This is a genomic window from Massilia sp. Soil_C_3, assembly GCF_057657035.1.
The window spans coordinates 341,296-367,991 of the sequence record NZ_JBDGJG010000004.1 but is presented as its reverse complement, the minus strand read 5'-3'; the positions used below and the strand labels follow the sequence as shown (position 1 = coordinate 367,991).

General features: G+C 64.3%; 26 protein-coding genes and 1 tRNA gene. 12 read left to right on the top strand and 15 right to left on the bottom strand.

The features are described 5' to 3' along the window. Positions 1-321 precede the first annotated feature (321 nt). The 3 genes from AC3A6F_RS09840 (at position 322) to pbpG (ending at position 3,253) form a co-directional block, all read left to right on the top strand. Positions 322-1,230 (top strand): DMT family transporter, encoded by a 909-nt coding sequence (locus AC3A6F_RS09840; RefSeq protein WP_487680188.1) that lies wholly within the window; start codon positions 322-324, stop codon positions 1,228-1,230. After that, on the top strand, positions 1,227-1,925 hold the full coding sequence (locus AC3A6F_RS09835; protein ID WP_487680186.1) for a nitroreductase: 699 nt from the start codon (positions 1,227-1,229) through the stop codon (positions 1,923-1,925). The genes AC3A6F_RS09840 and AC3A6F_RS09835 overlap by 4 nt, the downstream gene beginning before the upstream one ends. 167 nt (positions 1,926-2,092) lie before the next feature. Further along, positions 2,093-3,253 (top strand): D-alanyl-D-alanine endopeptidase, encoded by a 1,161-nt coding sequence (gene pbpG / locus AC3A6F_RS09830; protein WP_487680184.1) that lies wholly within the window; start codon positions 2,093-2,095, stop codon positions 3,251-3,253. Between the two features lie 164 nt (positions 3,254-3,417). Here the strand turns inward: pbpG and AC3A6F_RS09825 are convergent, their stop codons facing one another. Continuing rightward, positions 3,418-4,203 (bottom strand): IclR family transcriptional regulator, encoded by a 786-nt coding sequence (locus AC3A6F_RS09825; RefSeq protein WP_123069122.1) that lies wholly within the window; start codon positions 4,201-4,203, stop codon positions 3,418-3,420. A 151-nt stretch (positions 4,204-4,354) separates the two neighbouring features. On the opposite strand from AC3A6F_RS09825, the gene AC3A6F_RS09820 reads away from it, so the two are divergent. The 6 genes from AC3A6F_RS09820 to AC3A6F_RS09795 all read left to right on the top strand — a co-directional run bounded on the left by AC3A6F_RS09820 (position 4,355) and on the right by AC3A6F_RS09795 (position 9,501). Continuing rightward, on the top strand, positions 4,355-4,741 hold the full coding sequence (locus tag AC3A6F_RS09820) for a diacylglycerol kinase (RefSeq protein WP_487680182.1): 387 nt from the start codon (positions 4,355-4,357) through the stop codon (positions 4,739-4,741). Positions 4,742-4,831: 90 nt separating this feature from the next. Continuing rightward, positions 4,832-5,470, top strand: a complete 639-nt coding sequence (locus AC3A6F_RS09815; RefSeq protein WP_147936369.1) for a peroxiredoxin — start codon at positions 4,832-4,834, stop codon at positions 5,468-5,470. A 243-nt stretch (positions 5,471-5,713) separates the two neighbouring features. Continuing rightward, complete coding sequence (cysT, locus tag AC3A6F_RS09810; RefSeq protein ID WP_487680180.1) at positions 5,714-6,583, top strand: sulfate ABC transporter permease subunit CysT; 870 nt, start codon at positions 5,714-5,716, stop codon at positions 6,581-6,583. Further along, positions 6,580-7,482 (top strand): sulfate ABC transporter permease subunit CysW, encoded by a 903-nt coding sequence (gene cysW, locus AC3A6F_RS09805; protein ID WP_487680178.1) that lies wholly within the window; start codon positions 6,580-6,582, stop codon positions 7,480-7,482. The genes cysT and cysW overlap by 4 nt, the downstream gene beginning before the upstream one ends. A gap of 19 nt (positions 7,483-7,501) precedes the next feature. Continuing rightward, complete coding sequence (locus AC3A6F_RS09800) at positions 7,502-8,575, top strand: sulfate/molybdate ABC transporter ATP-binding protein (protein WP_123069117.1); 1,074 nt, start codon at positions 7,502-7,504, stop codon at positions 8,573-8,575. After that, complete coding sequence (locus tag AC3A6F_RS09795) at positions 8,572-9,501, top strand: CysB family HTH-type transcriptional regulator (RefSeq protein WP_147936372.1); 930 nt, start codon at positions 8,572-8,574, stop codon at positions 9,499-9,501. The genes AC3A6F_RS09800 and AC3A6F_RS09795 overlap by 4 nt, the downstream gene beginning before the upstream one ends. A 27-nt stretch (positions 9,502-9,528) precedes the next feature. Here the strand turns inward: AC3A6F_RS09795 and AC3A6F_RS09790 are convergent, their stop codons facing one another. The 5 genes from AC3A6F_RS09790 to AC3A6F_RS09770 all read right to left on the bottom strand — a co-directional run bounded on the left by AC3A6F_RS09790 (position 9,529) and on the right by AC3A6F_RS09770 (position 13,954). Next, complete coding sequence (locus AC3A6F_RS09790) at positions 9,529-10,575, bottom strand: aldo/keto reductase (RefSeq protein ID WP_487680176.1); 1,047 nt, start codon at positions 10,573-10,575, stop codon at positions 9,529-9,531. A 2-nt stretch (positions 10,576-10,577) separates the two neighbouring features. Further along, positions 10,578-11,636, bottom strand: coding sequence for a quinone-dependent dihydroorotate dehydrogenase (locus tag AC3A6F_RS09785; RefSeq protein WP_487680174.1), 1,059 nt, complete (start codon positions 11,634-11,636; stop codon positions 10,578-10,580). A gap of 124 nt (positions 11,637-11,760) precedes the next feature. Further along, positions 11,761-12,489 (bottom strand): arginyltransferase, encoded by a 729-nt coding sequence (locus AC3A6F_RS09780; protein ID WP_137172953.1) that lies wholly within the window; start codon positions 12,487-12,489, stop codon positions 11,761-11,763. A gap of 63 nt (positions 12,490-12,552) precedes the next feature. Next, a complete protein-coding gene (gene aat, locus AC3A6F_RS09775) occupies positions 12,553-13,371 on the bottom strand; it encodes a leucyl/phenylalanyl-tRNA--protein transferase (protein WP_487680172.1) in 819 nt (272 codons plus the stop codon). A gap of 1 nt (position 13,372) precedes the next feature. Continuing rightward, on the bottom strand, positions 13,373-13,954 hold the full coding sequence (locus AC3A6F_RS09770; RefSeq protein WP_487680170.1) for an NUDIX hydrolase: 582 nt from the start codon (positions 13,952-13,954) through the stop codon (positions 13,373-13,375). 184 nt (positions 13,955-14,138) lie between these two features. Here AC3A6F_RS09770 and AC3A6F_RS09765 point away from each other — a divergent pair. The 3 genes from AC3A6F_RS09765 (at position 14,139) to AC3A6F_RS09755 (ending at position 16,179) form a co-directional block, all read left to right on the top strand. Continuing rightward, positions 14,139-14,215 (top strand) — tRNA-Met (locus AC3A6F_RS09765). A 94-nt stretch (positions 14,216-14,309) separates the two neighbouring features. After that, a complete protein-coding gene (locus tag AC3A6F_RS09760; protein ID WP_487680168.1) occupies positions 14,310-15,599 on the top strand; it encodes a hypothetical protein in 1,290 nt (429 codons plus the stop codon). 166 nt (positions 15,600-15,765) lie between these two features. Next, complete coding sequence (locus tag AC3A6F_RS09755) at positions 15,766-16,179, top strand: T6SS immunity protein Tdi1 domain-containing protein (protein ID WP_273036507.1); 414 nt, start codon at positions 15,766-15,768, stop codon at positions 16,177-16,179. A gap of 33 nt (positions 16,180-16,212) precedes the next feature. Here the strand turns inward: AC3A6F_RS09755 and AC3A6F_RS09750 are convergent, their stop codons facing one another. The 9 genes from AC3A6F_RS09750 to ileS form a co-directional block, all read right to left on the bottom strand. Then, positions 16,213-17,271, bottom strand: coding sequence for a glycosyltransferase family 2 protein (locus tag AC3A6F_RS09750; RefSeq protein WP_487680166.1), 1,059 nt, complete (start codon positions 17,269-17,271; stop codon positions 16,213-16,215). A gap of 68 nt (positions 17,272-17,339) precedes the next feature. Next, positions 17,340-18,242: a DNA-3-methyladenine glycosylase family protein gene (locus tag AC3A6F_RS09745; protein WP_487680164.1), complete on the bottom strand. Its 903-nt coding sequence runs from the start codon at positions 18,240-18,242 to the stop codon at positions 17,340-17,342. Continuing rightward, entirely contained in the window at positions 18,239-19,147 is a 909-nt protein-coding gene (locus AC3A6F_RS09740) for a DMT family transporter (protein WP_487680162.1), read from the bottom strand. The genes AC3A6F_RS09745 and AC3A6F_RS09740 overlap by 4 nt, the downstream gene beginning before the upstream one ends. A gap of 96 nt (positions 19,148-19,243) precedes the next feature. Then, positions 19,244-20,239: an XdhC family protein gene (locus tag AC3A6F_RS09735; RefSeq protein ID WP_487680161.1), complete on the bottom strand. Its 996-nt coding sequence runs from the start codon at positions 20,237-20,239 to the stop codon at positions 19,244-19,246. Positions 20,240-20,351: 112 nt separating this feature from the next. Beyond that, positions 20,352-21,446 (bottom strand): M48 family metalloprotease, encoded by a 1,095-nt coding sequence (locus tag AC3A6F_RS09730; protein ID WP_487680160.1) that lies wholly within the window; start codon positions 21,444-21,446, stop codon positions 20,352-20,354. 12 nt (positions 21,447-21,458) lie between these two features. Further along, complete coding sequence (gene dut / locus AC3A6F_RS09725) at positions 21,459-21,908, bottom strand: dUTP diphosphatase (RefSeq protein WP_487680159.1); 450 nt, start codon at positions 21,906-21,908, stop codon at positions 21,459-21,461. A 19-nt stretch (positions 21,909-21,927) separates the two neighbouring features. Then, positions 21,928-23,148, bottom strand: a complete 1,221-nt coding sequence (gene coaBC / locus AC3A6F_RS09720) for a bifunctional phosphopantothenoylcysteine decarboxylase/phosphopantothenate--cysteine ligase CoaBC (protein ID WP_487680157.1) — start codon at positions 23,146-23,148, stop codon at positions 21,928-21,930. A gap of 12 nt (positions 23,149-23,160) precedes the next feature. Continuing rightward, entirely contained in the window at positions 23,161-23,691 is a 531-nt protein-coding gene (gene lspA, locus AC3A6F_RS09715) for a signal peptidase II (protein ID WP_487680155.1), read from the bottom strand. A gap of 81 nt (positions 23,692-23,772) precedes the next feature. Beyond that, positions 23,773-26,658 (bottom strand): isoleucine--tRNA ligase, encoded by a 2,886-nt coding sequence (gene ileS / locus AC3A6F_RS09710; RefSeq protein WP_487680153.1) that lies wholly within the window; start codon positions 26,656-26,658, stop codon positions 23,773-23,775. Between the last annotated feature and the right edge of the window lie 38 nt (positions 26,659-26,696).

The window sequence follows — 26,696 nt, the reverse complement described above, 5'->3', positions numbered from 1 at the left end:
GCTCTCCAAATATGTCGTTTCAAGAATGGACTATTGCTCTGTGAGACAGGTTCTTCATTAAAACGCGACGAAACTCTTTTTGTGCACCGCAACAGGGCAGATTTTCTGTCAGTTCGCTTCAAGCGTCAAGCGTTTTTGATGCGATGCACCATCCAAGATACATAATTTTCTTGAATGCATTTAATGCAAGAAAAGTCAATTGATCTAGCGCAAATCGAGTGCATCTTTCAGCCGCTTAAAACCTCATGGTAGAGAGCATGCTAGACTCGACGCTTGCGATTTATTCAACGCCGTGCACTATCACGGCGCATTGCCTGGACCATGTCGACCCACGCACCTTCCATCCCCGGCAGCTCCTGGCTGTCGCCCGTGCCCCTGTTCTTCGTCTTCCTCTGGAGCACGGGTTTCATCGTCGCCAAGCTCGGCCTGCCGTACGCGCCGCCGCTCACCTTCCTCATCGTGCGCTGCCTGGGCGTGCTGGCGGTGCTGCTGCCCCTGATGCTGCTCTGGCGCGCGCCCTGGCCGCGCGGGCAGGTCCTGCACCTCGCTCTCTCCGGCCTGTTGCTGCAGGCGGGCTACCTGGGCGGCGTGTGGGCCGCCATCAAGCTCGGCATGCCGGCAGGGCTGACTGCCCTGATCGTCGGCATGCAGCCGATCCTCACCGCGGCCGCCGCGCCGCTGATCGGCGAGCGGGTTCGGCCGATCCAGTGGCTGGGCCTGCTGCTCGGCCTGTCCGGCGTGGCCCTGGTGGTCTACGCCAAGCTGGGCCTCGTTGGCCTGTCGCCCGCCGCCCTCGGCCTGTGCGTGTTCGCGCTGCTCTGCATCACCGCCGGCACCATGTACCAGCGCCGCTTCTGCCCGCGCTTCGACCTGCGCAGCGGCACCGCGATCCAGTTCGGGGCCACGGTGATGGTGCTGGCGCCGATCGCGGTGTGGCTGGAAGACCTCGATCCGGCGTTCTCGACGGTGACCTGGAGCGCCGACTTCATCGTTGCCTGGCTGTGGTCGGTATTCGCGCTGTCGATCGGCGCCATCTTCCTGCTATTCAAACTCATCGGGCGCAGCCAGGCGACCGAGGTGACGAGCCTGATGTACCTGACCCCGCCGACCACGGCCATCATGGCCTGGCTGCTGTTCGGCGAAGCCTTCAACGCGCTCGGCCTGGCGGGGATGGCGGTGGCCGTCACCGGCGTCGCCTTCGTCGTGCGCAAACCACAGGAGACCACATGACCATCGAGAATCCCGGCCAGGCAGCGGTCGATGCCGCCATCACCTCGCGCCGTTCGATCCGCGCCTTCCTCGACAAGCCGGTCGCGCGCGACGACATCGCCCGCATCCTGGACGTGGCGGCGCGCGCGCCGTCCGGCACCAACACCCAGCCGTGGAAAGTCCACGTGCTGACCGGCGAAGCACGCGCGCGCCTGTCGGGCGCGATCCTGGCGGCGTATGCCGACCCCGGGCAAACCGCCGAGCACCACGAGGAATATCCCTACTATCCGCGCGAATGGGTGTCGCCGTATATCGACCGGCGCCGCAAGGTCGGCTGGGATCTATATAGCCTCTTGGGCCTGACGCGCGAAAACAAGTCCGGCATGGCGGCCCAGCATGGGCGCAACTTCGCCTTCTTCGATGCGCCGGTCGGGATGATCTTCACCATCGACCGCATCATGGAGCAGGGCTCCTGGCTCGATTACGGGATGTTCCTGCAGAACATCATGGTGGCGGCGCGGGCGAGGGGACTGGATACCTGCCCGCAAGCCGCTTTTACGCAGTATCATCGGATCATCGCGGCCGAACTCGGGCTGCCGGCGAGCGAGATGGTCGTGTGCGGCATGGCGCTGGGCTGGGCCGATCCGGCGCGGATCGAGAACACCCTCGAAACCGAGCGCGAACCCAGTCACGTATTCGCCCGCTTCATGGACTAAAGTAACAAGTAATGATATCTCGTTGATATTAAACGAAAGTTTCGCGAGGAAGAGTCTGTTGGTTTTTGCGGATTATTGCCGCACAGAATGTTCTTTTCTCTTGCGATCGAGCGTCGTTCCGCTACACTTCCATCTGTATCTCATCAGTTTGGTCCAGGGGCGTCTCGATGTTTAAACTTGCTTTGGCTGCAGTTGTCGCCACGTTGTTCGCTATTGCACCCATGCAGGCATCCGGTGCGGGGGCGGGCGCAGGTGCGGGCGCGACCGAACAAGCGCAGAAGTCCAAGCCTGCCAAGGCTGCCAAGAAAAAGCCCAAGCGCAAAGCCAAGGCCAAGACCACCAGGAAGCGCAAGGAAGTCGCCACCGCCGGCGACAATGGCCAGCGCATGGTGCGCCGGGTCCGGACCGTCAACGGCAAGCGCGTCGTCACCTATCACCCGGCACGTACCGCGGCGGCAGGCGCCGTCGCAGTGGCGGCGGCTGCGACGGCGGGGGACAAGGCGGGCTTGCACAAGACCGACGATCCCTTGTCCCTGCGCTCCAGCGTCGCCTATGTGGTCGACCAGAACAGCGCCGAAGTGTTGTTCGAGAAGAACGCCAACGTCGCGCTGCCGATCGCCTCGATCACCAAGCTCATGACCGGCATGGTCGTGATGGAGGCCAAGCAAGACCTCGACGAAGTGCTGCGCGTTACCGACGCCGACGTCGACCGCCTGAAGTACAGCAGCTCGCGGCTGTCGGTCGGCTCGCGCATGACGCGGCGCGAACTGCTGCACATCACCCTCATGAGTTCCGAGAATCGGGCCGCCTCGGCGCTGGGCCGCAACTACCCGGGCGGCATCGAGGCCTTTGTCGGCGCGATGAACGCCAAGGCGCGCCAACTCGGCATGATGGATACCCATTACGTCGATTCCAGCGGCCTGTCGAGCCGCAACGTCTCGAGCGCGCGCGACCTCGTCAAGCTGGTGATGGCGGCCCACGAAGACCCGCTGCTGCGCGAATTCTCGACCACGCCGAAATCGACCGTGCAGGCCAGCGGCCGCACCATGCATTACGCGAACACCAACTACCTGGTGTCGCTGCCCGACTGGAATATCGGCCTGCAAAAGACCGGTTTCATCAACGAAGCGGGGCGCTGCCTGGTGATGCAGGCCATGATCCATGGCCGCAATGTGGTGATGGTGTTCCTGGATTCGAAGGGCAAGATGTCGCGCACGGCCGACGCCGGCCGTATCCGCCGCTGGATCGAGTCGCTGCCGGACCGCATGGATGTCGACGCCGTGCGCGCACCGACCATCACGGCCAGCGCGCCGACGCTGCCGCACTGATCGCTGCCGCAGCCGCTGATCCGTCGTTCCCGCGAAGGCGGGAACCTAGGTCGTTCGCTCAGTCGAGATAAATAACTTTGTGTCGACGTGGGCAAGCTTGGGTTCCCGCCTTCGCGGGAACGACGTGGCGGTTGCGGTAGCGGTGGTAGTGGCGCGGGAGTGAGTTACACGTTCGGCACCGCCCGATACCCCAGCGTCGACGAAATCCGCGACGCCGTCTGCACCAGGTCTTCGAGCCAGTCTTCCTGCAAACGGTCGGCCGGCGCCGAGATCGACAATCCCGCCACCAGCTTGCCGCTGTCGTCATGGATGCCGGCCGCCATGCAGCGCACGCCCAGTTCCAGTTCCTCGTTGTCGCGCGCATAGCCGCGCGCCCGCACCAGGCTCAGTTCGCGTTCCAGCCGCGCCAGTTCGGTGATCGAATTGCGCGTGTGACCTGACAGCCCCGTGCGGGTGGCATAGGCGCGGATCGCCTTGACGTCGTCCACCGATAAAAACAGCTTGCCGGTCGAGGTCAGGTGCAGCGGGCCGCGTCCGCCGATGGCGCGCACCACCTGCATGCCCGAGCGTTCCGAGAAGGCGCGGTCGATGTAGACGATCTCGTCGCCCTGGCGCACCGACAGGTTGACCGTCTGCTGGGTCTTGCGGTGCAGGGCGCGCATGGCGTCGAGCGCCGCTTCGCGTACCGACAGCCGGCTCTTGACCACATTGCCCAGTTCTAAGAGTCGCATGCCCAGACGGTAGGTGCCCGGCTCGACCCGGTCGACGAAGCGCGTGACGACCATGTCGTTGAGGATCCGGTGCGCGGTCGAGGGATGCAGGCCCGATACCCGCGACAATTCCTTGAGACTCACAGGGTCGGTGTAGCTCGCCAACGCGTCGAGCAGCGCCATCATGCGTTCGATGACCTGGATCGACGTCTTGGCTGGAGTAGGGGTTTCCATTTTCATGATGTGGTTGGTGCAGTGCAGTATCGTTCACTTTATACCATGATGTGAAAAGACCATGCAAACCGGCGGGTTGCGTCGCGGGCCAACTTGCCACATGCTTGTGCGCGGACGGGGCATAATGTCGTTCCTGCATGTTTGAATGCCAAGAACGATGGAAAACCCGATCAGCGAATTCAAGACCTTACGCGGCCTGGAGCGCATTGGCGCCGCCTGCCGCAATACCTGGGACGGCCTGCGCTGGGCCTGGCGCAGCGAAGCGGCGTTCCGGCAAGAGGCCGTGTTGATCGTCATCGCCAGCGTGGTGGCGTTGCTGCTGCCGGTGTCCGGCTTCCAGAAGCTGGCCCTGATCGGCGTGCTGGTCGTGGTGCTGGTGGTCGAGCTGATCAATTCGGCGATCGAGGCGGTGGTCGACCGCGTCTCGCTGGAGCGCCATCCGCTGTCCAAGGCGGCCAAGGACCTGGGCAGCGCGGCGGTGGCCCTGACCCTGTTGCTGGCGGGGGCCACCTGGGCCGTGGTGCTGTACAACCGCTTTGTTTGAAGCCATCCGCGTGGATGGCGCGTTTATTGAGAGCCGTCCCTGCCCACACCTGCGGGCGGCGCTATGTATGACTCAACCATGGAGAAGACTATGACCTTACGCCTCGGCGACACCGCTCCCGATTTCGAACAGGATTCCAGCATCGGCAAGATCCGCTTCCACGAGTGGGCGGGCGATTCCTGGGTGGTGCTGTTCTCGCACCCGGCCGACTTCACGCCAGTGTGCACGACCGAACTGGGCCTGACCGCCAAGCTCAAGCCGGAGTTCGACAAGCGCAACGTCAAGGCGATCGCGCTGTCGGTCGACCCGGCCGACAAGCACATCGACTGGATCAAGGATATCGAAGAAACGCAGAAAACCGTGGTCGGCTTCCCGATCGTGGCCGATGCCGACCGTTCGGTCTCGACCCTGTACGACATGATCCATCCCGAGCAGTCGGCCACCGCCACCGTGCGCTCGCTGTTCGTGATCGACCCGAACAAGAAGATCCGCCTGACCATCACCTACCCGATGAGCACCGGCCGCAACTTCGACGAAGTGCTGCGCGTGATCGACGCCCTGCAACTGACCGACGGCTATACCGTCGCCACGCCGGGCAACTGGAAGGACGGCGACAACGTCATCATCCCGCTGACCGTCACCGATCCCGACGTCATCAAGCAGAAGTATCCGAAAGGCTTCGAGGCCCCGCGTCCTTATCTGCGCCTGACGCCGCAGCCGAACAAGTAATCCGCAGGTCACATCAAAACGGCGAGCCCGGCAATGCCAGGCTCGCCGTTTTTATTTGGTATTTCGCGACGACGGGCAAAAAAATAAGGCGTTTATACGAATTTTTCCGCATAAGAACATGCGCTTTTGCCTCGCTGCCACATAGCAATTCGCATCTAAACAAATAAGTATTCTTTCGTTTGCTTTATGAACATAGCGTGAGAATATGCGATTCCGATAGAAGAATTTGTAATAAGGAATCGCATGACTTCGCTTGCATTGCCGGGCAACGCGGCAGCAACCAAGCCCAGGCGGCCGGGCCGGGTCATTCCCGGTTTTGGCATTTCGCTGGGCTTTACGCTGTTCTACCTGGCGCTGATCGTCCTCATCCCGCTGTCTGCGGTGTTCCTGAATACCTTCAGCATGAGCTGGGCGGATTTCTGGGCGACCGTCACGTCCGAGCGCGTGATGGCGTCCTATCGCCTGAGCTTCGGCGCGTCCCTGATCGCGGCCGTCATCAACGTCATCTTCGGCGGCATCGTGGCCTGGGTGCTGGTGCGCTACCAGTTTCCCGGCAAGCGCCTGGTCGACGCCCTGGTCGACCTGCCGTTCGCGCTGCCCACCGCGGTGGCCGGCATCACGCTCACCGCGCTGTACGCCCATAACGGCTGGATCGGCCAGTACCTGGCCACGTTGGGCATCAAGGTCGCGTTCTCGCCGCTGGGCGTGGTGGTGGCGCTGACCTTCATCGGCCTGCCATTCGTCGTGCGCACGGTGCAGCCGGTGCTGGAAGAAGCCGAGCGCGAACTCGAAGAAGCCGCCGCCAGCCTGGGCGCCGCGCCGCTGCAGACCTTCATCCGCGTGGTGCTGCCGACGATTACCCCGGCGCTGCTGACCGGTTTCGCGCTGGCCTTCGCGCGCGCCACCGGCGAATACGGTTCCGTCATCTTCATTGCCGGCAACCTGCCGATGGTGTCCGAGATCACGCCGCTGCTCATCATTTCCAAGCTGGAGCAATACGACTACGCCGGCGCGACTGCGATCGCGGTGGTGATGCTGGTGTTCTCCTTCATCCTGCTGCTGGCGATTAACCTGCTTCAGGCGTGGACGCGCAAACGGGCGGGCAAGTCATGAGCGCGGTCCTCGACAACGTGGCGCCGGCCAAGCGCCCGGCGACCGGCAAGCGCCTCGACACCAGCGTGCTCGAGCCGGGCTGGGTGCGCATCACCCTGATCGCCGTCGCGCTCGTTTTCCTGACGCTGTTCCTGTTCATCCCGCTCGCCGCGGTGTTCACCGAGGCGCTCAAGAAGGGCTGGGAGGTCTATGTCGAATCGGTGATCGACGCCGATGCGCTGTCGGCCATCAAGCTGACCCTGATCGCGGCCGCGATTTCGGTGCCGCTGAACCTGGTGTTCGGCGTGGCGGCGGCGTGGGCCATCGCCAAGTTCGAATTCAGGGGCAAGAGCATCCTCTTGACCCTGATCGACCTGCCGTTCTCGATCTCGCCGGTGATCGCGGGCCTGATGTACGTGCTGGTGTTCGGCGCCTCGGGCTGGTTCGGCCCATGGCTGGCGGAACACGACATCAAGATCCTGTTCGCGGTGCCGGGCATCGTGCTGGCCACCGTGTTCATCACCTTCCCGTTCGTGGCGCGCGAGCTGATTCCGCTGATGCAGCAGCAGGGCACCGAGGAAGAAGAAGCGGCGCTGGTGCTGGGCGCCTCGGGCTGGTCGACCTTCTGGCGCGTGACGATGCCGAACATCAAATGGGGCCTGCTGTATGGCGTGATCCTGTGTAATGCCCGTGCGATGGGCGAATTCGGCGCGGTGTCGGTGGTTTCGGGCCACATCCGCGGCGAGACCAACACGATGCCGCTGCACGTCGAGATCCTCTACAACGAATACAACTTCACGGCCGCCTTCGCCGTCGCATCGCTGCTGGCGCTGCTCGCACTGGTGACTTTGGCCATCAAGTCCTTTATCGAATGGCGCCTCCACGAAGCCCGCAAGGCTTCGACGAACGCCCCTCACTGAAACAACGCCGGAGCCACGCATGACGATCGAAGTACAACATATCCGCAAGCAGTTCGGCCAGTTCACGGCGCTCGACGACGTTTCGCTGCAGTTCCCCGACGGCGAGCTGACCGCCTTGCTGGGGCCTTCGGGCTGCGGCAAGACCACGCTGCTGCGCATCATCGCCGGCCTCGAATACCCGGATTCCGGTTCCGTGCTGCTCGACGGCCAGGACTCCTCGCACCGCCACGTGCGCGAGCGCCAGGTCGGCTTCGTGTTCCAGCACTATGCGCTGTTCAAGCACATGACCGTGTTCGAGAACGTCGCCTTCGGCCTGCGCGTCAAGCCGCGCAAGGACCGCCCGAGCGAATCGCAGATCCGCGAGAAAGTCAAAAAGCTGCTCGAACTGGTGCAGCTCGACTGGATCGCCGACCGCTATCCGCCGCAGTTGTCGGGCGGCCAGCGCCAGCGCATCGCGCTGGCCCGCGCGCTCGCGGTCGAGCCACGCGTGCTGCTGCTGGATGAACCGTTCGGTGCACTCGACGCCAAGGTGCGCAAGGAATTGCGCCGCTGGCTGCGTCGCCTGCACGACGACCTGCACGTGACCTCGATCTTCGTCACCCACGACCAGGAAGAAGCGCTGGAAGTGGCCGACCAGGTGGTCCTGATGAACAAGGGCCGCGTCGAGCAGCTGGGCAGCCCGGACCAGGTATACAACAACCCGGCCTCGCCCTTCGTCTACGGCTTCCTGGGCAACGTCAACCTGTTCCACGGCCGCGTCACCGACGGCGTGCTGGCCAGCGGCGACGTGAGTTTCCAGGCGCCGCAGCATGCCGGCGTGCGCGACGGCGCGGGCATCGGCTATGTGCGGCCGCACGATCTCGACGTCGAGCGCTACACGCCCGGCGCCGCGGGCGTGGTGGCCAAGCTGCGCCGCGCGCATGCGATCGGCCCGCTGGCCCAGCTCGACCTGGAGCGCGCCGACAACCAGCAGATCATCGAGGCGGTGATGCCGAACGAGCGCTTCGCCAGCCTGGGCCTCAAGGAAGGCGAGACGCTGGTCGTGCGTCCACGCCGCATCGAAGTGTTCGTCGACGAAGGAAACGCAATATGAACTTCCAGCAGCTGCGCTCGGTCCGCGAAGCGGCCCGCCGCGATTTCAACCTGACCGAAGTCGCCAACGCCCTGTTCACCTCTCAGCCGGGCGTGTCGCGCCAGATCCGCGAGCTCGAAGAAGAACTGGGCGTGGTCATCTTCGAGCGCAACGGCAAGCGCCTGACGGGCCTGACGCCGCCCGGCAAGGGCATCCTGCGCATCGTCGAAAAGCTGCTGGTCGAAGCCGAGAACCTGCAGCAGGCCAGTCGCGAATACGCGGCGCAAGACAGCGGCACGCTCACGGTCGCGGTGACCCACACCCAGGCGCGCTATGCGCTGCCGCAGGTGGTGCAGTCGTTCCGCGCCGCCTTCCCCAATGTGCGCATCGCCCTGCAGCAGAGCTCACCGGAACACATCGCCGAATGGGTGGCGTCGGGCAAGGCCGACGTCGGGATCGCGACCGAAGGCCTGTCGGCCTTCCCCGACCTGGTGTCCTTCCCGTGCTACCGCTGGAGCCACCTGATCGTGGCGCCCGAGGGGCACCCGATCTTCGCAAGCAAGACGCCGCTGCGCCTGGAAGACCTGGCCGAGCATCCCTTGATCACCTACGACGTCGGCTTCACCGGCCGCAGCCACATCGACGCGGCCTTCGTCGAAGCCGGGCTGGCGCCCGACATCGTGCTCACCGCGATGGATTCGGATGTGATCAAGCAGTACGTGTCGCTGGGCCTGGGCGTGGGCATCGTGGCTTCGATGGCGTTCGATCATGGCCGCGACAAGGGCTTGCGCGCGATCGAGGCCTCGCACCTGTTCGCGCAGAACGTGACGCGCCTGGCGGTGCGCCGTGGTTCCTACTTGCGGGCGTATGCCTTCCACTTCATCGAACGTTTCGCCCAGGGTTATACGCGGGCGGATATCGAGAAGGCGATCGCGACGGCGGACTAGAACGCGTGGACGGGAAACCCGTCCACCCTACTGTCCGGGGTTGGTGATGCGCGAATGGATTTCGTCGATCCGTTTGAGCACCTCGTCGCTCAACTGAATCTGCGCCGCGTCGATGTTCTCTTCCAGCTGCGCCAGCGTGGTCGCCCCGACGATGGTCGAGCCCATGGACCAGCGCGAATAGCACCAGGCCAGCGCCATCTGAGCCGGCGTCAAGCCATGCTCGCGCGCCAGCGCCGCATACTCGCGGGTCGCGTCGAACACGCTCGGACGCAGGTAACGCGGACTCCAGGTCGGCGGATAGATCGTCAGGCGGCCACGCGCCTGCGGGTCGTCGACGTACTTGGCGCTCAGCTGGCCGAAGGCGAGCGGGCTGTAGGCCAGCAGGCTGACGTCTTCGCGGTAGCAGACTTCGTCCAGCAAGGTGGTCTCGAAGGCGCGCGCGGTGAGGTTGTATAAATTCTGGATGGTGGCGATGCGCGGCAGGCCGTGGATCTCGGCCTGCTTGACGAACTCGCACACGCCCCATGGGCTTTCGTTCGACACGCCGATGTGGCGGATCTTGCCCTCCCTGACCAGGTCGGCCAGGGCGCGCAGCGTCTCTTCGATTGCCACGCCGTTGCGTTCCTTGCGCGGATCGAACTGGTTCGCGCCGAAGATCGGCACGTTGCGGCTCGGCCAGTGCAGCTGGTAGAGGTCGATGTAGTCGGTCTGCAGGCGCCGCAGGCTGGCGTCGACGGCCGCGCGCAGGTTGGCGGCGTCATGGTTGTGTTTCGATCCGCGGATCCAGGCCTGGCTGCCGTTCGGGCCGGCGATCTTGGTCGCCAGCACCAGCTTGTCGCGGCCGCCGCGCGCCTTGAGCCAGGAGCCGATGAAGCGCTCGGTCGACCCCTGGGTTGCCGCGTTCGGCGGCACCGGATACAGCTCGGCGGTATCGATGAAGTCGATGCCGCGCTCGAGGGCGTAGTCCAGCTGGGCGTGCGCTTCCTGCTCGGTGTTCTGCTCGCCGAAGGTCATCGTGCCGAGGCAGACGGTGCTCACTTCGAGGTCGGTGCGGCCCAGCTTCTTGCGCTGCATGCTCATTTCTTTTTCTTCGCGCCGGTGTTGCGCAGCGCGTCGGCGCATTCGCGCACCAGGCCCGGGCCGGCGTAGATCAGGCCACTATACAGCTGCACCAGCTTGGCGCCGGCCGCGATCTTGGCCTTGGCGTCCGGGCCGCGCATGATGCCGCCCACGCCGATGATCGGGATGTCGTCGCGCAGCTCGGTCTTGAGCGCGCGGATCACGATGTTCGACTGCTCGAACACCGGCGCGCCAGACAGGCCGCCGGCCTGCTGCGCGTGCTTCATGCCTTCGACGTCGCGCCGGTTGAGCGTGGTGTTGGTGGCGATCACGCCGTCGATCTTGTGGCGCAGCAGGGCGCCGGCGATGTCGCGGATCTGGTCGCCGTCGACGTCGGGCGCGATCTTGAGCGTGATCGGCACGTAGTGGCCGTGCTGGTCGGCCAGCTTGGTCTGTTCGGCCTTCAGCTGCGCCAGCAGGTCGTCCAGTTCCGAGGCGCCCTGCAACTGGCGCAGGTTCTTGGTGTTGGGCGACGAGATGTTGACCGTCACGTAGCTCGCATACGGGTACACCTTGCGCAGGCAGTGCAGGTAATCCTCGGCCGCGCGTTCGATCGGCGTGTCGGCGTTCTTGCCGATGTTCAGGCCCAGCACGCCCTGGCGCTCCTGGTAGAAGCGCGAAGCCTGGACGTTGGCCACGAAAGCGTCGACGCCGCCGTTGTTGAAGCCCATGCGGTTGATGATGCCGCGCGCGCGCGGCAGGCGGAATATGCGCGGCTTGGGATTGCCGACCTGGCCGCGCGGGGTCACGGTGCCGATCTCGATCGAGCCGAAGCCGAGCGCGGCGAGGCCGTCGATATAGGCGCCATCCTTGTCCAGGCCGGCGGCCAGGCCGACCGGGTTGGGGAAGGTGATGCCCATGACGGTGCGCGGGTCGGGCAGGGGTTTCCTGAACGCGCCCGTCAGGCCGAGCGCGCCTGCCCGCCGCAGCATGGGCAGGGTCAGGTTGTGGGCCGTCTCCGGGTCGAGCGAGAACAGTGCAGGGCGAACGAGGGTGTACAGAAATTTATCGGGCATGGGGTACTCAGTTAAGTTTTCCCCATCATTTTAACTTGACGCGCTGCGGCAAACGTATTCGTGTGTCAACGACTTTGTTAGCACTTGTATCACACGCGGTGTGGCCGGCCGGAATGCCGCTTCCCTAACGCTGCAGCACGCCCCATTCGCCGTCGATGCGGGCTTCGAGCGGCCGGAAGTTGATCTTGTAGGCCATCTTGGGACTCTGTTCGATCCAGTACCCGAGATAGACATAGGACAGTCCCAGCTCGTGGGCCTGGTTCACCTGCCACAGGATGTTGTAGGTGCCGTAGGAGGCGTTCTCGACGTCGGGATCGAAGAAGGTATATACCGACGACAGGCCATCGGACAGCACGTCGATGATCGACACCATGCGCAGGGTGCCGTCGGGCTCGCGGAATTCGACCAGGCGCGTGTTGACGCGGCTTTGCAGCAGGAACTGGGCATATTGGTCGCGGCTGTCCTGGTCCATGCCGCCGCCCACGTGGCGCGTGGTCTGGTAGCGCAGGTAGAGCGCATAGTGCTCGTCGGAGAAGGCCAGGTTGGCCACCATCGCGACCAGGTCGCCATGGCGCTTCCAGGCGCGGCGCTGGGTGCGGTTGGGCGTGAAGTCCTCGCACTTGACGCGCACCGGGATGCAGGCCTGGCAGCCGTCGCAGTAGGGACGGTAGGTGAAGATGCCGCTGCGCCGGAAGCCGTTCTTGACCAGCTCGGAATACACGTCGGCGTTGATGAGGTGCGACGGTGTGGCGACCTGCGAACGTGCCTGGCGCGCGTCGAGATAGCTGCAGGGATAGGGCGCCGTCGTATAGAACTGCAGCGTCGCGAATGGCAGGTCGTGTAGGTGCGTCATGCAAAAAACTCTCGAGACGACGTGTGATGAACCTATTCTAGCGAAAACCTGCGCGCAATACCGTTAGCCATCCAACGGTATCGCGGGCGAATTGCCGGATCTGTCGGGCGCTGCGGCTGACACTGCGGACGCTGCGGAGGCCGTGGACGGTGCGCCGCCCCGCGCGGCGAGCGGCGGGACGACCGTCCAGTCGCCGATGGTCGGCTCGGCGATGGCGGCGCGCAGGTGCTCCAGAAAGCGGCTGCGCGGGATCGGCGCCGCGCCGAGCGAGGCCAGGTGGCCGGTCTCCTGCTGGCAGTCGACCATCCGCACGCCTTGCTGGTGCAGGAAGGCCACCAGATAGGCCAGCGCGACCTTGGAAGCGTCGGACACGCGTGCGAACATCGATTCGCCATAGAACATGCGGCCTATGCAGACGCCATAGGCGCCGCCGACCAGTTCGCCGTCGAGCCAGACCTCGGACGAGTGGGCATAGCCCAGCGCGTGCAGGCCGCTGTAGCCGTCGATGATCTCGCCCGAAATCCAGGTGCCGGGGCCGTCGCGTCGCGGCGCGGCGCAGGCGCGCATCACGTCGCTGAAGGCGGAGTCGAAGCGCACGTCCCAACGGCCCCCCTCGAGGCGGCTGCGCTCGACCTTGCGCAGCGTCTTGGCCAGGCTCTCGCTGACCTTAAAGTCGTTTGTGTACAGCACCATGCGCGGGTCGGTGCTCCACCACAGGATGGGCTGGCCTTCGGAAAACCAGGGAAAGATGCCGTTGCGGTAAGCCTGCAGCAGGCGCGGCGGTGACAGGTCGGCGCCGGCTGCGAGCAGGCCCGGCGCTTCGACCGTCAATGCCTTGGATACGTCGGGAAACGGCGTATCGGTCTCGAGCCAGGGAATCATCTCAGTCCGGTTCGCGTGGGGCGATCATCGGGCGATGGATGTCGCGGCTGTGAAAGCCAAAGCTACCGCCCTCGCGCACTTTGATCCGGTCGGCGAAGAACAGTTCAAGTGTGCTGCGGATGGTGGGGAAGGCGAGGTCGTCCCACGGGATCTCGTCTTCGGTAAACAGCCGCACGTCCAGGCTTTCGATGCCGGCCGCGAAGTCGAGGTCGAGCAGGCGCGCCTGGTAGAACAGGTGGACCTGGTGCACGTGGGCCACGTTGAGCAGGGTGAACAAGGGCCCGAGCTCGACGTTGGCGCCGGCTTCTTCCTCGGTCTCGCGCACCGCCGCCTGTTCGGTGGTCTCCTCGTTTTCCATGAAGCCGGCCGGCAGGGTCCAGTAGCCGTAGCGCGGCTCGATCGCGCGCTTGCACAGCAAGACCTGGAGCTGGCCGTCGCGCTCCCAGACCGGGATGGAACCGACGACAAGCTTCGGGTTCTGGTAATGGATCGTGTGGCAATGGGTGCAGACGTAGCGCGGCCGGTTGTCGCCTTCAGGGATGGTGAGCAGGACAGGGTGGGCGCACTCGGAGCAGAATTTCATGGTCGTGTGACGAATTGGTATTGCCATTACTTTACACCGAATGTGGGTCCGGCAGGGCAGGGCTGCAGGCGTCGGTGAACGCTCTTTCAAGCCTGGCCATGAGATATATCGTGTTGCAATCGCACATGGCCGCCGTATTGCATTTGCCTAATGAGGTGAAGGGGCGTATAATTCATTACACAGACGCGGGGTGGAGCAGTCTGGCAGCTCGTCGGGCTCATAACCCGAAGGTCACAGGTTCAAATCCTGTCCCCGCAACCAGACAAATGTCAAAGGCCTATCGCATTGCGATAGGCCTTTGTGCTTTGTGGGTCGGTTTTTTCGGCTGACAACCGTTCAATTTCCATTGTGCAACATGTCCAGATTAAAATCTGGCATAGTCGATTCTGTTCCCACACTGGTCGTTTGCGCAATGATGACAAAATATCTTTATCCGATCCTGTTCCCATGCTTGGTGGGCGTGCTGTGCGCATGTGAGCCGAAGACTCCACCGGCGGAGAAGAAAATCAGTCCAGCTAGCGTAATCGATCGGCATGCCACAGCGTTCGTGCAACAGAATAAAGCGTCCATCCACGGTCATTCTGCCCCGATGCAAACGCAGGATTCACCGCTCTCGTACGTCACCCAGTTTTTCACGAACGTTCCATCGATGTTAACGACGCCAGGAACATCGTCTTATTCAAAAAACCTGGCGATCACCGAAACATGGCAACGGATGTATTGCACAGGCGAGCTTCAGGCGCAAATGCTGGAAACAGGCATTGCCATCGCATCGGCACAGCTGATCGATTCTTCCACGGGCGAAGAGCATTCGCTCGCCATGTGTCTCGCTGCCGGATCGACATCGGCGGCGGCGACGAAAGAAGAGCCCATCTTTTCGCTTGCAGCGCTCAATACAGGGAAGGTGGACACTGACTTCCAGGGTGTGGATCCCGCCATCCTGGTGCGGGCGCTGGAACGTGCTAAGGAGATCGAGAAGGGCGAGTTTGAGTCCACGGCAGACTATACTCGAAGAAAAAACAGCCTGCTCTCGAACAAACTAACGGGAGAGTACGGTATCGGCGATGCTTTCCCGTTCGTCGTGGAGGTAGGCAAGTATGCGTCGTGCTTGAATGGAATAATGTACGCATACGACGCCGACCGGTCACGGGCAACCCTTCATTTATCCGCTTGGCCGAAGGAGCTGGGCGAGCACGGCTATAGTTATTCGGCCCATAGCGATGCTCCCAAATACGATACGTTCAAGCTTCGACGCGATGATGAAAAAGATACGAGCTATGTAGGCGTGAATGCCTTCGGTGTGACGACACCGGTGAGCGTGACCCGCGGCGTCGTATTTGAGTTTGCTACAAAAAATATTCCTTTTATTAAAGGGCGTCGAACGCTTTCTTGTGAAGAGAAAAAAGCAGCGTTCGCATGGCATGTGGATGCCACAACGGCAGAGAAGGAACTGCCAGCGCTAAAGGCTATACTGATCGTGAAGCTCAAGCCGCCATACGTCCTGTATAGCAATTATCGCAAAGAACCGACCAGGGACAATCCAGTCGACATCGATATCCAGACAAAGGCGGTTTTTGGCGATATCGTAAAAATTGTTGTTTATTCAGGGATTACGGGAAATATCATTTCTCAATTCCCGGAATAATGTCCCGGTAAGCGTGTCGGGTCGCTTTTTCCGACATTGCGCTTCTTTACCAGCCTCGACGCAGGTCAAACCCGCTCGCCTCTGCTGCAATGCACACGAGCCCGCCCTGTCCAACCTTGCGAACCGCCGTGCGCATGCGCCATGGCGACATTCAGGGACGAGGACCATGATCGATGTAGACGACATCAACGAGGCCTGGGGCTGGGTCGGCATGAGCGCCGTCGAAGTACTCGGCGCCAATGCTTTCGGCAACCTCATCATCCGCGACGAGGACGACCATTTCTGGTGCCTGCGTCCGCAAGAACTGGTGTGCGAGCCGCTGGCCCGCAGCCGCGCTGCGCTCGATGCGCTTGCCTACAATCAGGACTTTCTCAACGACTGGTATATGCCCGAGGCGGTGCGCCTGGCCGAGGCCGCGCTGGGGCCGCTGACCGAAGGCCGCAAATACTGCCTCAAGATTCCCAGCGCGCTGGGCGGGCACTATGGCTGCGACAATCTGGCCACGGTGCCGCTGGCCGAACTGATCCGGTTCTCGGGAGAGGGGGCGCAGCAGTTCGATGGTTTGCCGCGCTGGTGCTGAGCGCCATGCCGGCTTCTTTCGGCCGGCAATCGTCTAGCGGCTGCCGCCTTCCCTGCGCCTCGCTGCCTGCGAGCGAAGGCGGCCGGCGACAATATGCCATGCCGCCGATGGCACGAACAGCGGAAGGACGGGGTCCATCGCCAGATGCTTTCTCAGCAATGGTGCGTTGATGGTCTTGCGGTTCGCCAACCGGTGCAGGATGTCCTTCAACATGGTCTGACGCAGTTCGGACAGCCGCGCACGGTTTCGTTTCAGCTGTACTTCATCGAGCTGGAACAAACGAGGCAGCGCCAGTTCCAGCTTGGTTTCATAATGCAGCCGGTCCAGCGATTTCTCGGTGCCCCAGCCCGAGCCGGCGTGAATGTTCACGCCACGGCCGCAGGTGACTTCCGCCGTGGTGCCGAAGGCATAGGCATCTGTCAGGGTACTCAGCTGCAGCCAGAACAGGAAGTCTTCACCGGCATTGACGAATTCCTCGCGAAAGCGCAGCGCGGCAAACTTCTTGAAGCGGTACACCACGGTCGGGGTTCCAATGACGTTCGCCCTCAGGATCTGCTCCATCATATTGCCGCGGTAGCGTGCCACCGGGCCGCAGTCGGGGAGGGCCGGGTGTTCGTCTTTCCTGAAGCCACTGGTTTGCTCAAACACCGTTTTTGTTTGTCCAATGCGGAAATAATCGGAAAAATAAAAGTCGTTGCCATGCTCCAGGGCCGCATGTGCGCGCAAAAGATGCGCCGGGTGCCAGGCATCGTCCGAGTCGAGAAAGGCCACGTAGTGGCAATGCGGCGACACATTGTCCAATCCCTTGTTGCGGGCGGATGCAGGTCCGCCATTGGGCTGCTCGACGACACGGACCTTGAGCTGCGGAAATTTTCTCAGCACTGCCGCCACCTCGTCCCGCGCCGGTATCGGCGAACTGTCGTCGACCACGATTACTTCGTCGGGCAAAAGTTCCTGGTTGGCGACTGAGGCGAGGGCTTGCTGCAGGAGACCTTCCTGACGCTGGAAGTAGGGAATCACGACCGCGATCGCCGCGTCGGAAACATGCGTTGCAGCTTCGCCCGGGCCGCTGTTTGGATGGAAAGACGTCATACTCATGTTGCTGAATATATCACACGCACACGGCGATACCCCGTCCGATTTTCCTGTCGAAAACGGTGTCAACCGCGATCGTGTTCTGGCTTTGCAGCCAGGCTCGCCCACAGATAGGCGGCCGCCATGGTGCGGTGCGGTGCATAGCGCGCCAGCAGGCGCTGGGCTTCGAGCAGCGTCGGCCGCTGGGCGCTGCCGGTCAGATTGTGCAGGGCGTTGCGCACGGCCACGTCGCCTTCGAGCGAACAATCCGTGTAGCCGTAGCCGCGCAGCAGCACATAATTGACGGTCCAGGGGCCGATGCCCTTGATCGCCAGCAGTTCCTGGCTCACTTGGACGGCATCGCGTTCCCGCTCGAGCGACAGGCTGCCGTCCACCACCATGCGCGCCACGCGTAGCACGGTCTCGGCCTTCGCGCCCGAGAACTTGCGGCTGGTCAGGTCTCCCACGGCGAGGCGGGCGACGTCTTGCGCTTCCGGATAGCACCACAAGCCACTTGAATGCGGACGGCCGGCCAACTGGATCAGCGTGCGGCGCAGGGCGATCGCGAACGTCAGGTTGATCTGCTGGCCGATGATGGCCCAGGTGAGCGCTTCGAACACGGTGGCCGATTGCACGATGCGCAGGCCGGGCTGGCGCGCCAGTATCGGGCCGAGCACGGGATCGTCGTGGGCGAAGGCGGCGAAGGCGGCCGGGTCGATGCGCAGGCCCAGCACGTTCAGCAGCGCATTCTGGGCCAGCGCATCTTGCGCAGGCGTCAGAGGCGCGTCGAAGGCGATGCGGCAGCGGGCCACTTTGTCGTCGAATCGGATGTCGAGCAGGGTCGGCACACCGTCCAGCAGCACGCCCTTGCGCAGCCCTTTCGGCGACACCTCTTCGGCCATGCCCTCGGCGTCGCGGCCATGGAAGGCGATGACGTCGGCGAGGCGGTAGCCAGGCGGCAGGGCGATGTCCTGCGTCGTCACGCTCATTTGCCGCCCGCCGGTGAGGCTGCGCGTTTGAGGCGGGGCCTGAAACCTGTCACCAGCGCGGTCCCGAGCAGCACGATGGCCGAGCCGGCGATCGTGTGCCAGCCGATGGCTTCGTGCAGGAACAGCGCGCCCCACAGGATGCCGAATACCGGGTTGAGGAAGGTGACGGTGAGCGCCGAGGTGGTGCCGACTTCCTCGATCAGCTTGAAATAGATAATGTAGGCGATGCCGCTGCAAACCACGCCCAGCGCCAGCACGGCGGCCATGATGCCCATCGTCGGCTCGCCCGGCGCCGGGAAGAAGAACACCAGCGGCAGCACCAGGATCGCGGCCGCCCACATCGAGCCGTGGGCATTGGCGAACGGCGCGACCGCCGGCGCCGACTTGGCGTACTGACTGGCGATGCTGTAGCTGAACGCCGCGACCAGGGCCGCGCCGACGGCGATGCCGGCGCCGGGCCGTTCAGCCACGTGGTCGAAGCCGACCAGCAGCGCCACGCCGCCGGTGCCGAGCAGCAGGCCGAGCGCGCTGCGCCCGGAAACCTTCTGGCGCGCCCATGCGGCGCCGACCAGCGCGCCCCACATCGGCGCGGTGGCGTTCAGCACCGACAGCACCGAGGCCGACAGGGTGCGCGCGGCGAAGGCGAACAGCAGGAAAGGCAGGGCCGAATTGAACAGGCCGAGGATCAGGTAGTGCTTCCAGTGGCGGCGCGCGTCGAGCGGGGCGCCCTTGCCCCGCAGGTGGAGGAACCAGGCCACCAGCGCCAGGAACACGGCGGCGAAGCCGACCCGGTATTCGATCAGCAGCGCCGGCCCGAGCACGGGCGCGGCGATGCGCATGAAGAGGAAGGAGCCGCCCCAGATGGCGGCCAGCGCCACCAGGCGCAGCATGTTCGCGGTGTTCATTGATAAAAAGATGGCCCGTCTGATAACGGGCCATTGTGGCAGGGTCGGCATTTTCCTGCCAGCCGCTCCTTGCTTTTGAATTGAAGCTGTCGATCGTCAGGCGGCGCTGGCCAGTGTCAGCGCGGCGGCGTGCGGCACCAGCATCTGCTGCGGCACCGCGTTCTTCACGGCCGTCATCTCGGCCATGATCGAGATCGCGATCTCGGCCGGCGTCTTGCTGCCGATATAGATGCCGATCGGGCCGTGCAGGCGCGCCAGTTCGGCCTCGGTGAGGTCGAACAGTTTGAGGCGCTCGCGCCGCTTGGCGTTGTTGGCGCGCGAGCCGATGGCGCCGACGTAGAAGGCGTCGGACCTGAGCGCTTCCATCAGCGCCAGGTCGTCCAGCTTGGGATCGTGGGTCAGCGCCACCACGGCACTGCGCGCATCGAGCTTCGCCTCGATCACCAGGTCGTCGGGCATGGCGTGCACCAGGCTCACGCCGGGAATGGAAAAGCCGCTGCGGTATTCCTCGCGCGGGTCGCACACGGTGACGCGGTAATCCATGCCGGCCGCGATCGTGGCCAGAAAGCGCGACAGCGGGCCGGCGCCGATGATGTACAGGCGCCAGCGCGGGCCGTGCAGGGTGTGCAGCACGCCATCCTCGATGCGCTGGATGGCGCTGGCCTGCGCTTTGCCGAGCGTGACCGCGCCGCTGGCCAGGTGCACGCGGCGCTCGACCAGCTCGCCGCCATCCAGGCGCGCCAGCAGTTCGGGAATGCGGCTCTCGGTCGACAGCGGTTCGATCGCCAGTTCGATGGTGCCGCCGCAGGGCAGGCCGAAGCGGTGCGCCTCGTCGGCGCTGATGCCGTAGCTGATGATCTCGGGGAGGGCGATCTCGATGCCGTTGTCGCGCACGCGGGCGATCAGGTCGTCCTCGATGCAGCCGCCGGAAACCGAGCCGACCACCTGGCCGTCCTCGCAGATGGCGAGCGTGGCGCCGACCGGACGCGGGCTCGAGCCCCAGGTCTTGATCACCGTGACCAGTTGGCAGCGCTGGCCGCCCGCAAGCCAGGCGGCGCAGGTTTTCAGTACGTCGAGGTCGATGCTGTCCATGGTGTGGTCGCCGCCATATGCGGGATAGATACAAGATGGACAATCATACAAAAAAAGCGCGGAGGGCGCTGGAGCGGACGTGCGCGGCCCGGGGCCGCGCACGTGGGAATTGCTACGGCACCAGCGGCTTCTTGCCGCTCTTCTTGGCCTTCACCTCGGCCACCGTCTTGTCGATCGCCGCGATCCGCTGCGTGGTCGACGGGTGGTTGGCCGTGTAGCCGTTGAGGATGCGGGCCGGGTAGGTTGCCGCCAGGCGCTTCCAGAAGGCGGACGCCCCTTCGACGCGGTAGCCGGCGCGCGCCACCAGGTAGACGGCCAGGCGGTCGGCCGCCACGTCGTCGGCCACCGGCATGGCCTTGATGCCGCCGCTGCCGATCAGCATCGAGGTGTCGGGCGTGATCGCGGTGAGGTTGTCGATGATGCTGCCGATGGTGGCCGCATTGCGCTGCGTGGCCGCGTGGCCAAGCATATTGTGCGCCATCGTGCGCGCCACGACATAGGCCAGTTCGTCGTCGTTCTGGGCGAAGCCCAGCATGCCGCGGGTGACCATCACGCGCGAGCCGTCGGCGTAGGCGTTGATATTGTCGGCGTTGCCCAGTTCGATCGCGAAGGCGCAGGCGCGGGTGACCGGTATGGTCAGGTCGCGCTGGTTGCCGTTGCGCTCGATCGTCAGCGGCAGGCTGGCCTGCTTCGACATGATCGGGCCGAACACGGCGCCGGCCTGGGACAGGGCGTTCGGCCCCTCGGGCAGCGCCGTGCCGCCGGCCGCCAGCAGACGGTCGCCCTGGCGCAGGCCGGCGCGCGCCGCGCCGCTGCCATTCAAGACGTTGGTGACCTGCAAGCGCTCGCCCATGCCCAGCACCACCCAGGCCGCCTCGTTGTACTGGCCCGGATAGGTGTAGCGGTTCTTGGCCGTGAATCCCAGCAGGTTGCGGGCATGCTTGGTGCACAATTCGGCGTTGTCGATCAGGAGGGGGGCCGCGATCCGGTACAGGCGGTCGTGCTGGGTCGCCATGCGGGTGAGCATGTCGGCCGCCGCCGCCATCTGCGGCGTGACCTCGGGCTTGCCCGGCGCCTGGCTCGGGATCACGCCCGGCGTGGTCGACGATTGCATCTGGCCTGGCGTGCTGCAGGCGGCCAGCAAGGCCGCGGTGCCCGCGATCAGGGCCGCGGACTTGAAGCGTTGAAGACGGTGCATTGGGATCATGGTCCTCCTCTGTTATTGTTTGCCGGTGCTGCCGAATCCTCCGGCGCCGCGGTCGCTCGATGCGAACTCAGTTACCACATTGAAGCCGACCTGCAGCACCGGCACGACGATCAGCTGCGCCAGCCGGTCCATTGGCTGCAGCACGAAGGTGGTGGCGCCGCGGTTCCAGGTGGAGACCATCAGCTGGCCCTGGTAATCGGAGTCGATCAAGCCTACCAGATTGCCCAGAACGATGCCGCTCTTATGGCCGAGCCCACTGCGCGGCAGGATCATGGCGGCGTAGCCCGGATCGCCGATGTGGATGGCCAGACCCGTCGGCACCAGTACCGTCTGGCCAGGCTCGATGGTGAGCGGCGCATCGATGCAGGCGCGCAGGTCGAGGCCCGCGCTGCCCGGGGTGCCGTAGGCCGGCAGCAGGTCTTGCATGCGCGGGTCGAGGATCTTGAGGTCGATATTCTTCATCTGATACTTGTTATGTGTTTTAGGTAAGCAGGGAGCGCTGTTCGAGTCGCTTGGCGATTTCGGACACCAGCTGGCGCGCCAGCGTGAGCTTGTCGGCGCGCTCGAGCACCGTGTGGCCGCTCTCGTCGAACAGGATCACGGTATTGTCATCCTGCCCGAAAGTCTGGTGGCCGATATTGCCCACCAACAGAGGGATGCCCTTCTTTTCGCGCTTGGCGGCGCCGTACTGTTCCAGCTGCTCGGATTCGGCCGCGAAGCCCACGCAGTAAGGCCAGCCCGAGAGCGTGACGGTGGCCGCCACCGACGCCAGGATGTCGGCGTTCTGCGCGAATTCCAGTTGCGGCGGCGCGCCATCAAGCGTCTTCTTGATCTTCTGGTCGCTGGCATTGGCCACGCGCCAGTCGGCCACCGCCGCCACGCCGATGAACACGTGCTGGCCTTCCACGCCCGCCATCACGGCATCGTGCATCTGCTGCGCGGTGAGCACGTCGATGCGGCGCACGCCATGCGGCGTGGGCAGAGAAACGGGGCCCGAGACCAGGGTCACTTCGGCGCCGGCTTCGCGCGCCGCGCGCGCCAACGCATACCCCATCTTGCCCGACGACAGATTGGTGATGCCGCGCACCGGATCGATCGGCTCGAACGTCGGGCCGGCGGTGATCAGCACGCGCCGTCCGGCCAGCACCTTGTGCTGGAACGAGGCGATCAGTTCTTCGACCAGTTCCTCGGCTTCGAGCATGCGGCCCAGGCCCGTCTCGCCGCAGGCCTGCGAACCGCAGCCGGGGCCGAACAGCTTGACGCCGTCCTCACGCAGCTGGGCGACGTTGCGCTGGGTGGCCGGGTTTTCCCACATCTCGACGTTCATCGCCGGCGCCACGTGCAGCGGCACATGGCGCGGCCGCGCCACGCAGAGCAGCGACAGCAGGTCGTCGGCCGCGCCGTGCGCAAGCTTGCGCATGAAGTCGGCCGAGCAGGGCGCGATCAGGATCGCGTCGGCGTTGCGGGTCAGGTCGATGTGGGCCATATTGTTGGCCATGCGCGCATCCCACTGGTCCAGGTAGACCGGCTGGCTAGAGAGGGCCTGCATGGTGACCGCGCCGATGAAGTGCGTGGCGGCCTCGGTCATGACCACCTGCACGCTGGCGCCCTGCTTGACCAGGGCGCGACACAGCTCGGCCGCCTTGTAGCAGGCCACGCCGCCGGTCAGGCCGAGGACGATGCGCTTGCCTTTCAGCTCCATGTTCAAGCTCCTTTAAGTCTTGTTTACCCGGCGCAGCTCGTCGAGGACGAACAGCACCGCACCCACCGAGATGCCGATGTCGGCGATATTAAAGGCCGGGAAGTGGCCGATGCCGGTCCAGTAGAAATCGAGGAAGTCGATCACGTGGCCGTGCACCACGCGGTCGATGCCGTTGCCGATCGCGCCGGCCATGATCAGGGCCAGGGCGAAGCAGAACAGGCGCTGGCTCGCGTTCTTCGACATCATGTAGATGCAGAACACCACGGCGCCGATCGCGATGCCCAGGAACAGCCAGCGCTGCCAGCCGCCGGCGTCGCCCAGGAAGCTGAACGCGGCGCCCGGGTTGTACACCTTGATCAGGTTGAAGAAGCTCGTGATCGGCAGCGTTTCGGCATAGGCGAAAGTGCGTTCGACGGTGATCTTGGTGACCTGGTCGAGCAGGACGATGATCAGGGACAGGCCGATCCAGGGGAACAGGCTGGCGCTGGTGCTGCGCGTGACAAGTTTCGGGCCTGCTGCGATGGGTTTCTTTTTGGTTGCCATGGTGTGTGGTGTCGGTACGCGCCATGCCGCCCGGGAGGCGGCATGGCGGAAAAACCCGCGGGTCGATCGACCCGCGGGAGCTTAGGCGTAGCGGCGCTTCTCGCCGGCGCCGAACAGGTTGCTGGTGCAGCGGCCGCACAGCGTCGGATGCGCGTGGTCGTGGCCGACGTCGCGGCGGTAGTGCCAGCAGCGCTCGCACTTCTCGGCCGTCGACGGTTCCACGGTCACGCTTTCGTCGGCTTCGGTCGCCACTTCGCTGACGGTCGCCTGCGAGGTGATGAAGACGAACTTCAGGTCGTCATCCAGGCTGGCCAGCGCGCGGTACTTGTCGCCCGACGCCTTGATCGCCAGCTCGGCCTGCAGCGAGGAGCCGATGGCGCCCGAGGTGCGCACTTCTTCGAGCTGCTTGGTGACGTCCAGGCGCACCTGGCGCAGCAGCGCGTACTTGGCCAGCAAAGCCTCGGCATCGGGCAGTTCCGGGAAGGCCCACAGCGTCTGGGTGAAGATGGTCTCGTCGCTGGCGGCGAAAGCATCGGCGCCGGCGAACTTCTCCCACGCTTCTTCAGCGGTGAACGACAGGATCGGCGCCATCACGCGCAGCAGCGAGTGGGCGATGTGCCACAGCGCGGTCTGCGCCGAGCGGCGCGCCGTAGAGGCCACGCCGGTGGTGTACAGGCGGTCCTTCAGGATGTCGAGGTAGAAGCCGCCCAGGTCTTCCGAGCAGTAGTTCTGCAGGCGCGACACGACCGGGTGGAACTCGTAGCGCTCGAAATGGGCGGCGACGTCGTCCTGCAGCTGGGCCATCGAGGCGATCGCATAGCGGTCGATCTCGAGCAGCTCGCCCATCGGCACCGCGTGCTGCGCCGGGTCGAAGTCCGAGGTGTTCGCCAGCAGGAAGCGCAGCGTGTTGCGGATGCGGCGGTACGACTCGGTCACGCGCTTGAGGATCTCTTCACCGATCGACAATTCGCCCGTGTAGTCGGTCGAGGCCACCCACAGGCGCAGGATGTCGGCGCCGAGGGTGTCCGAGATCTTTTGCGGCGCCATGGTGTTGCCGAGCGACTTGGACATCTTCTTGCCGTTCTCGTCGACGGTGAAGCCGTGGGTCAGCAGCGCCTTGTACGGCGGTTCGCCATTGAGCATCGACGAGGTCAGGAGCGACGAGTGGAACCAGCCGCGGTGCTGGTCCGAGCCTTCCAGGTACAGGTCGGCCGGGAAGCTCGACTGCGCCTTGTGCGAGCCGCGCAGCACGGTCTGGTGGGTGCTGCCCGAATCGAACCAGACGTCCAGCGTGTCCTTGTTCTTTTCAAAGATCGCCGCGTCCTCGCCCAGCAGGGTAGCCGGGTCGAGTTCGTGCCAGGCGTCGATGCCGCCCGCTTCGATCAGCTTGGCCACCTGCTCCAGCAGTTCCGGGGTGCGCGGGTGCAGCGCGCCGGTTTCCTTGTGCACGAAGAAGGCCATCGGCACGCCCCACTGGCGCTGGCGCGACAGGGTCCAGTCCGGACGGTTCTCGATCATGCCGTGCAGGCGCGCCTGGCCCCAGTCCGGGTAGAACTGCGTCTTCTCGATGCCGGCCAGCGCGGTCTGGCGCAGGGTGGCGCCGCCGTCCTTCGGCACGACGTCCATGCCGGCGAACCACTGGTTGGTGGCGCGGTAGACGATCGGTGTTTTATGGCGCCAGCAGTGCATGTAGCTGTGGTCGAACATCTTCAGTTCGAACAGGGCGCCCGCTTCGGTCAGCGCGCCGCAGATTGGTTTGCTGGCTTCCCAGATCGACATGCCGCCGAACAGCGGCAGGGTCGAGGCGAAGCGGCCATCGCCCATCACGGGCTTGAGCATCTCGTCGTCCTTCATGCCGTGCGCCTTGCACGACTGGAAGTCTTCCAGGCCGTAGGACGGGGCCGAGTGGACCACGCCGGTGCCGCTGTCGACGGTCACGTAGTCGGCCAGGTAGACCGGCGACAGGCGATCGTAGAACGTATCCTGCGTGTGCAGCGGGTGCTTGAAGCGGATGCCTTCGAGCTTGGCGCCGATGGTGGTGGCGATGACCGTGCCTTCCAGCTTGTAGCGGGCCAGCACCGACTCCACCAGCTCCGAACCCAGGATCAGCAATTGCGGCTGGCCGTCACGCTCGACCTGCACCAGCGAATAGCCGACTTCCGGGCCCACGTTCAGGGCCTGGTTCGACGGGATGGTCCACGGGGTCGTGGTCCAGATGACGATAAAACCTTTATCGGTCGGCAGCTTGTCCAGGCCGAAGGCGGCGGCGATCTTGTCGTGTTCGTAGAACGGGAAGCCGACGTCGATCGCCGGGTCGCGCTTGTCCTGGTATTCGACTTCGGCCTCGGCCAGCGCCGAGCCGCAGTCGAAGCACCAGTTGACGGGCTTCAAGCCGCGATAGACATAGCCTTTTTCCAGCAGGGTGCCGAGCGCGCGCAGCTCGTCGGCCTCATTGCTGTAGGCCATGGTCATGTACGGGTTGTCCCACTCGCCCAGCACGCCCAGGCGGATGAAGCCGGCGCGCTGGCGGTCGATCTGCTCGAGCGCGTAGGCGCGTGCCTTTTGCAGCACTTCGGCGGTCGGCAGGTTCTTGCCGTACAGTTTTTCGATCTGGATCTCGATCGGCATGCCGTGGCAATCCCAGCCCGGCACATAGGGCGCGTCGAAGCCGGCGATGGTGCGCGACTTGATCACCATGTCCTTGAGGATCTTGTTGACGGCGTGGCCCAGGTGGATGTCGCCATTGGCGTACGGCGGACCGTCGTGCAGGATGAAGGTCGGACGGCCGGCGGCGGCCTTGCGCACGCGTTCGTAGATTTTTTTATCCTGCCATTGCTTGACCCAGCCAGGTTCGCGCTTGGCGAGGTCGCCCCGCATCGGGAATGGGGTGTCGGTCATATTGACCGGGTATTTGCTTTCAGGTTTCTTCTGACCCTTGGGGCCGTTGTTCTGTTTGGTATCGGACATAAGCTTCTTCTGGTAAGTGTTCGGTGTGCACGGCGCAA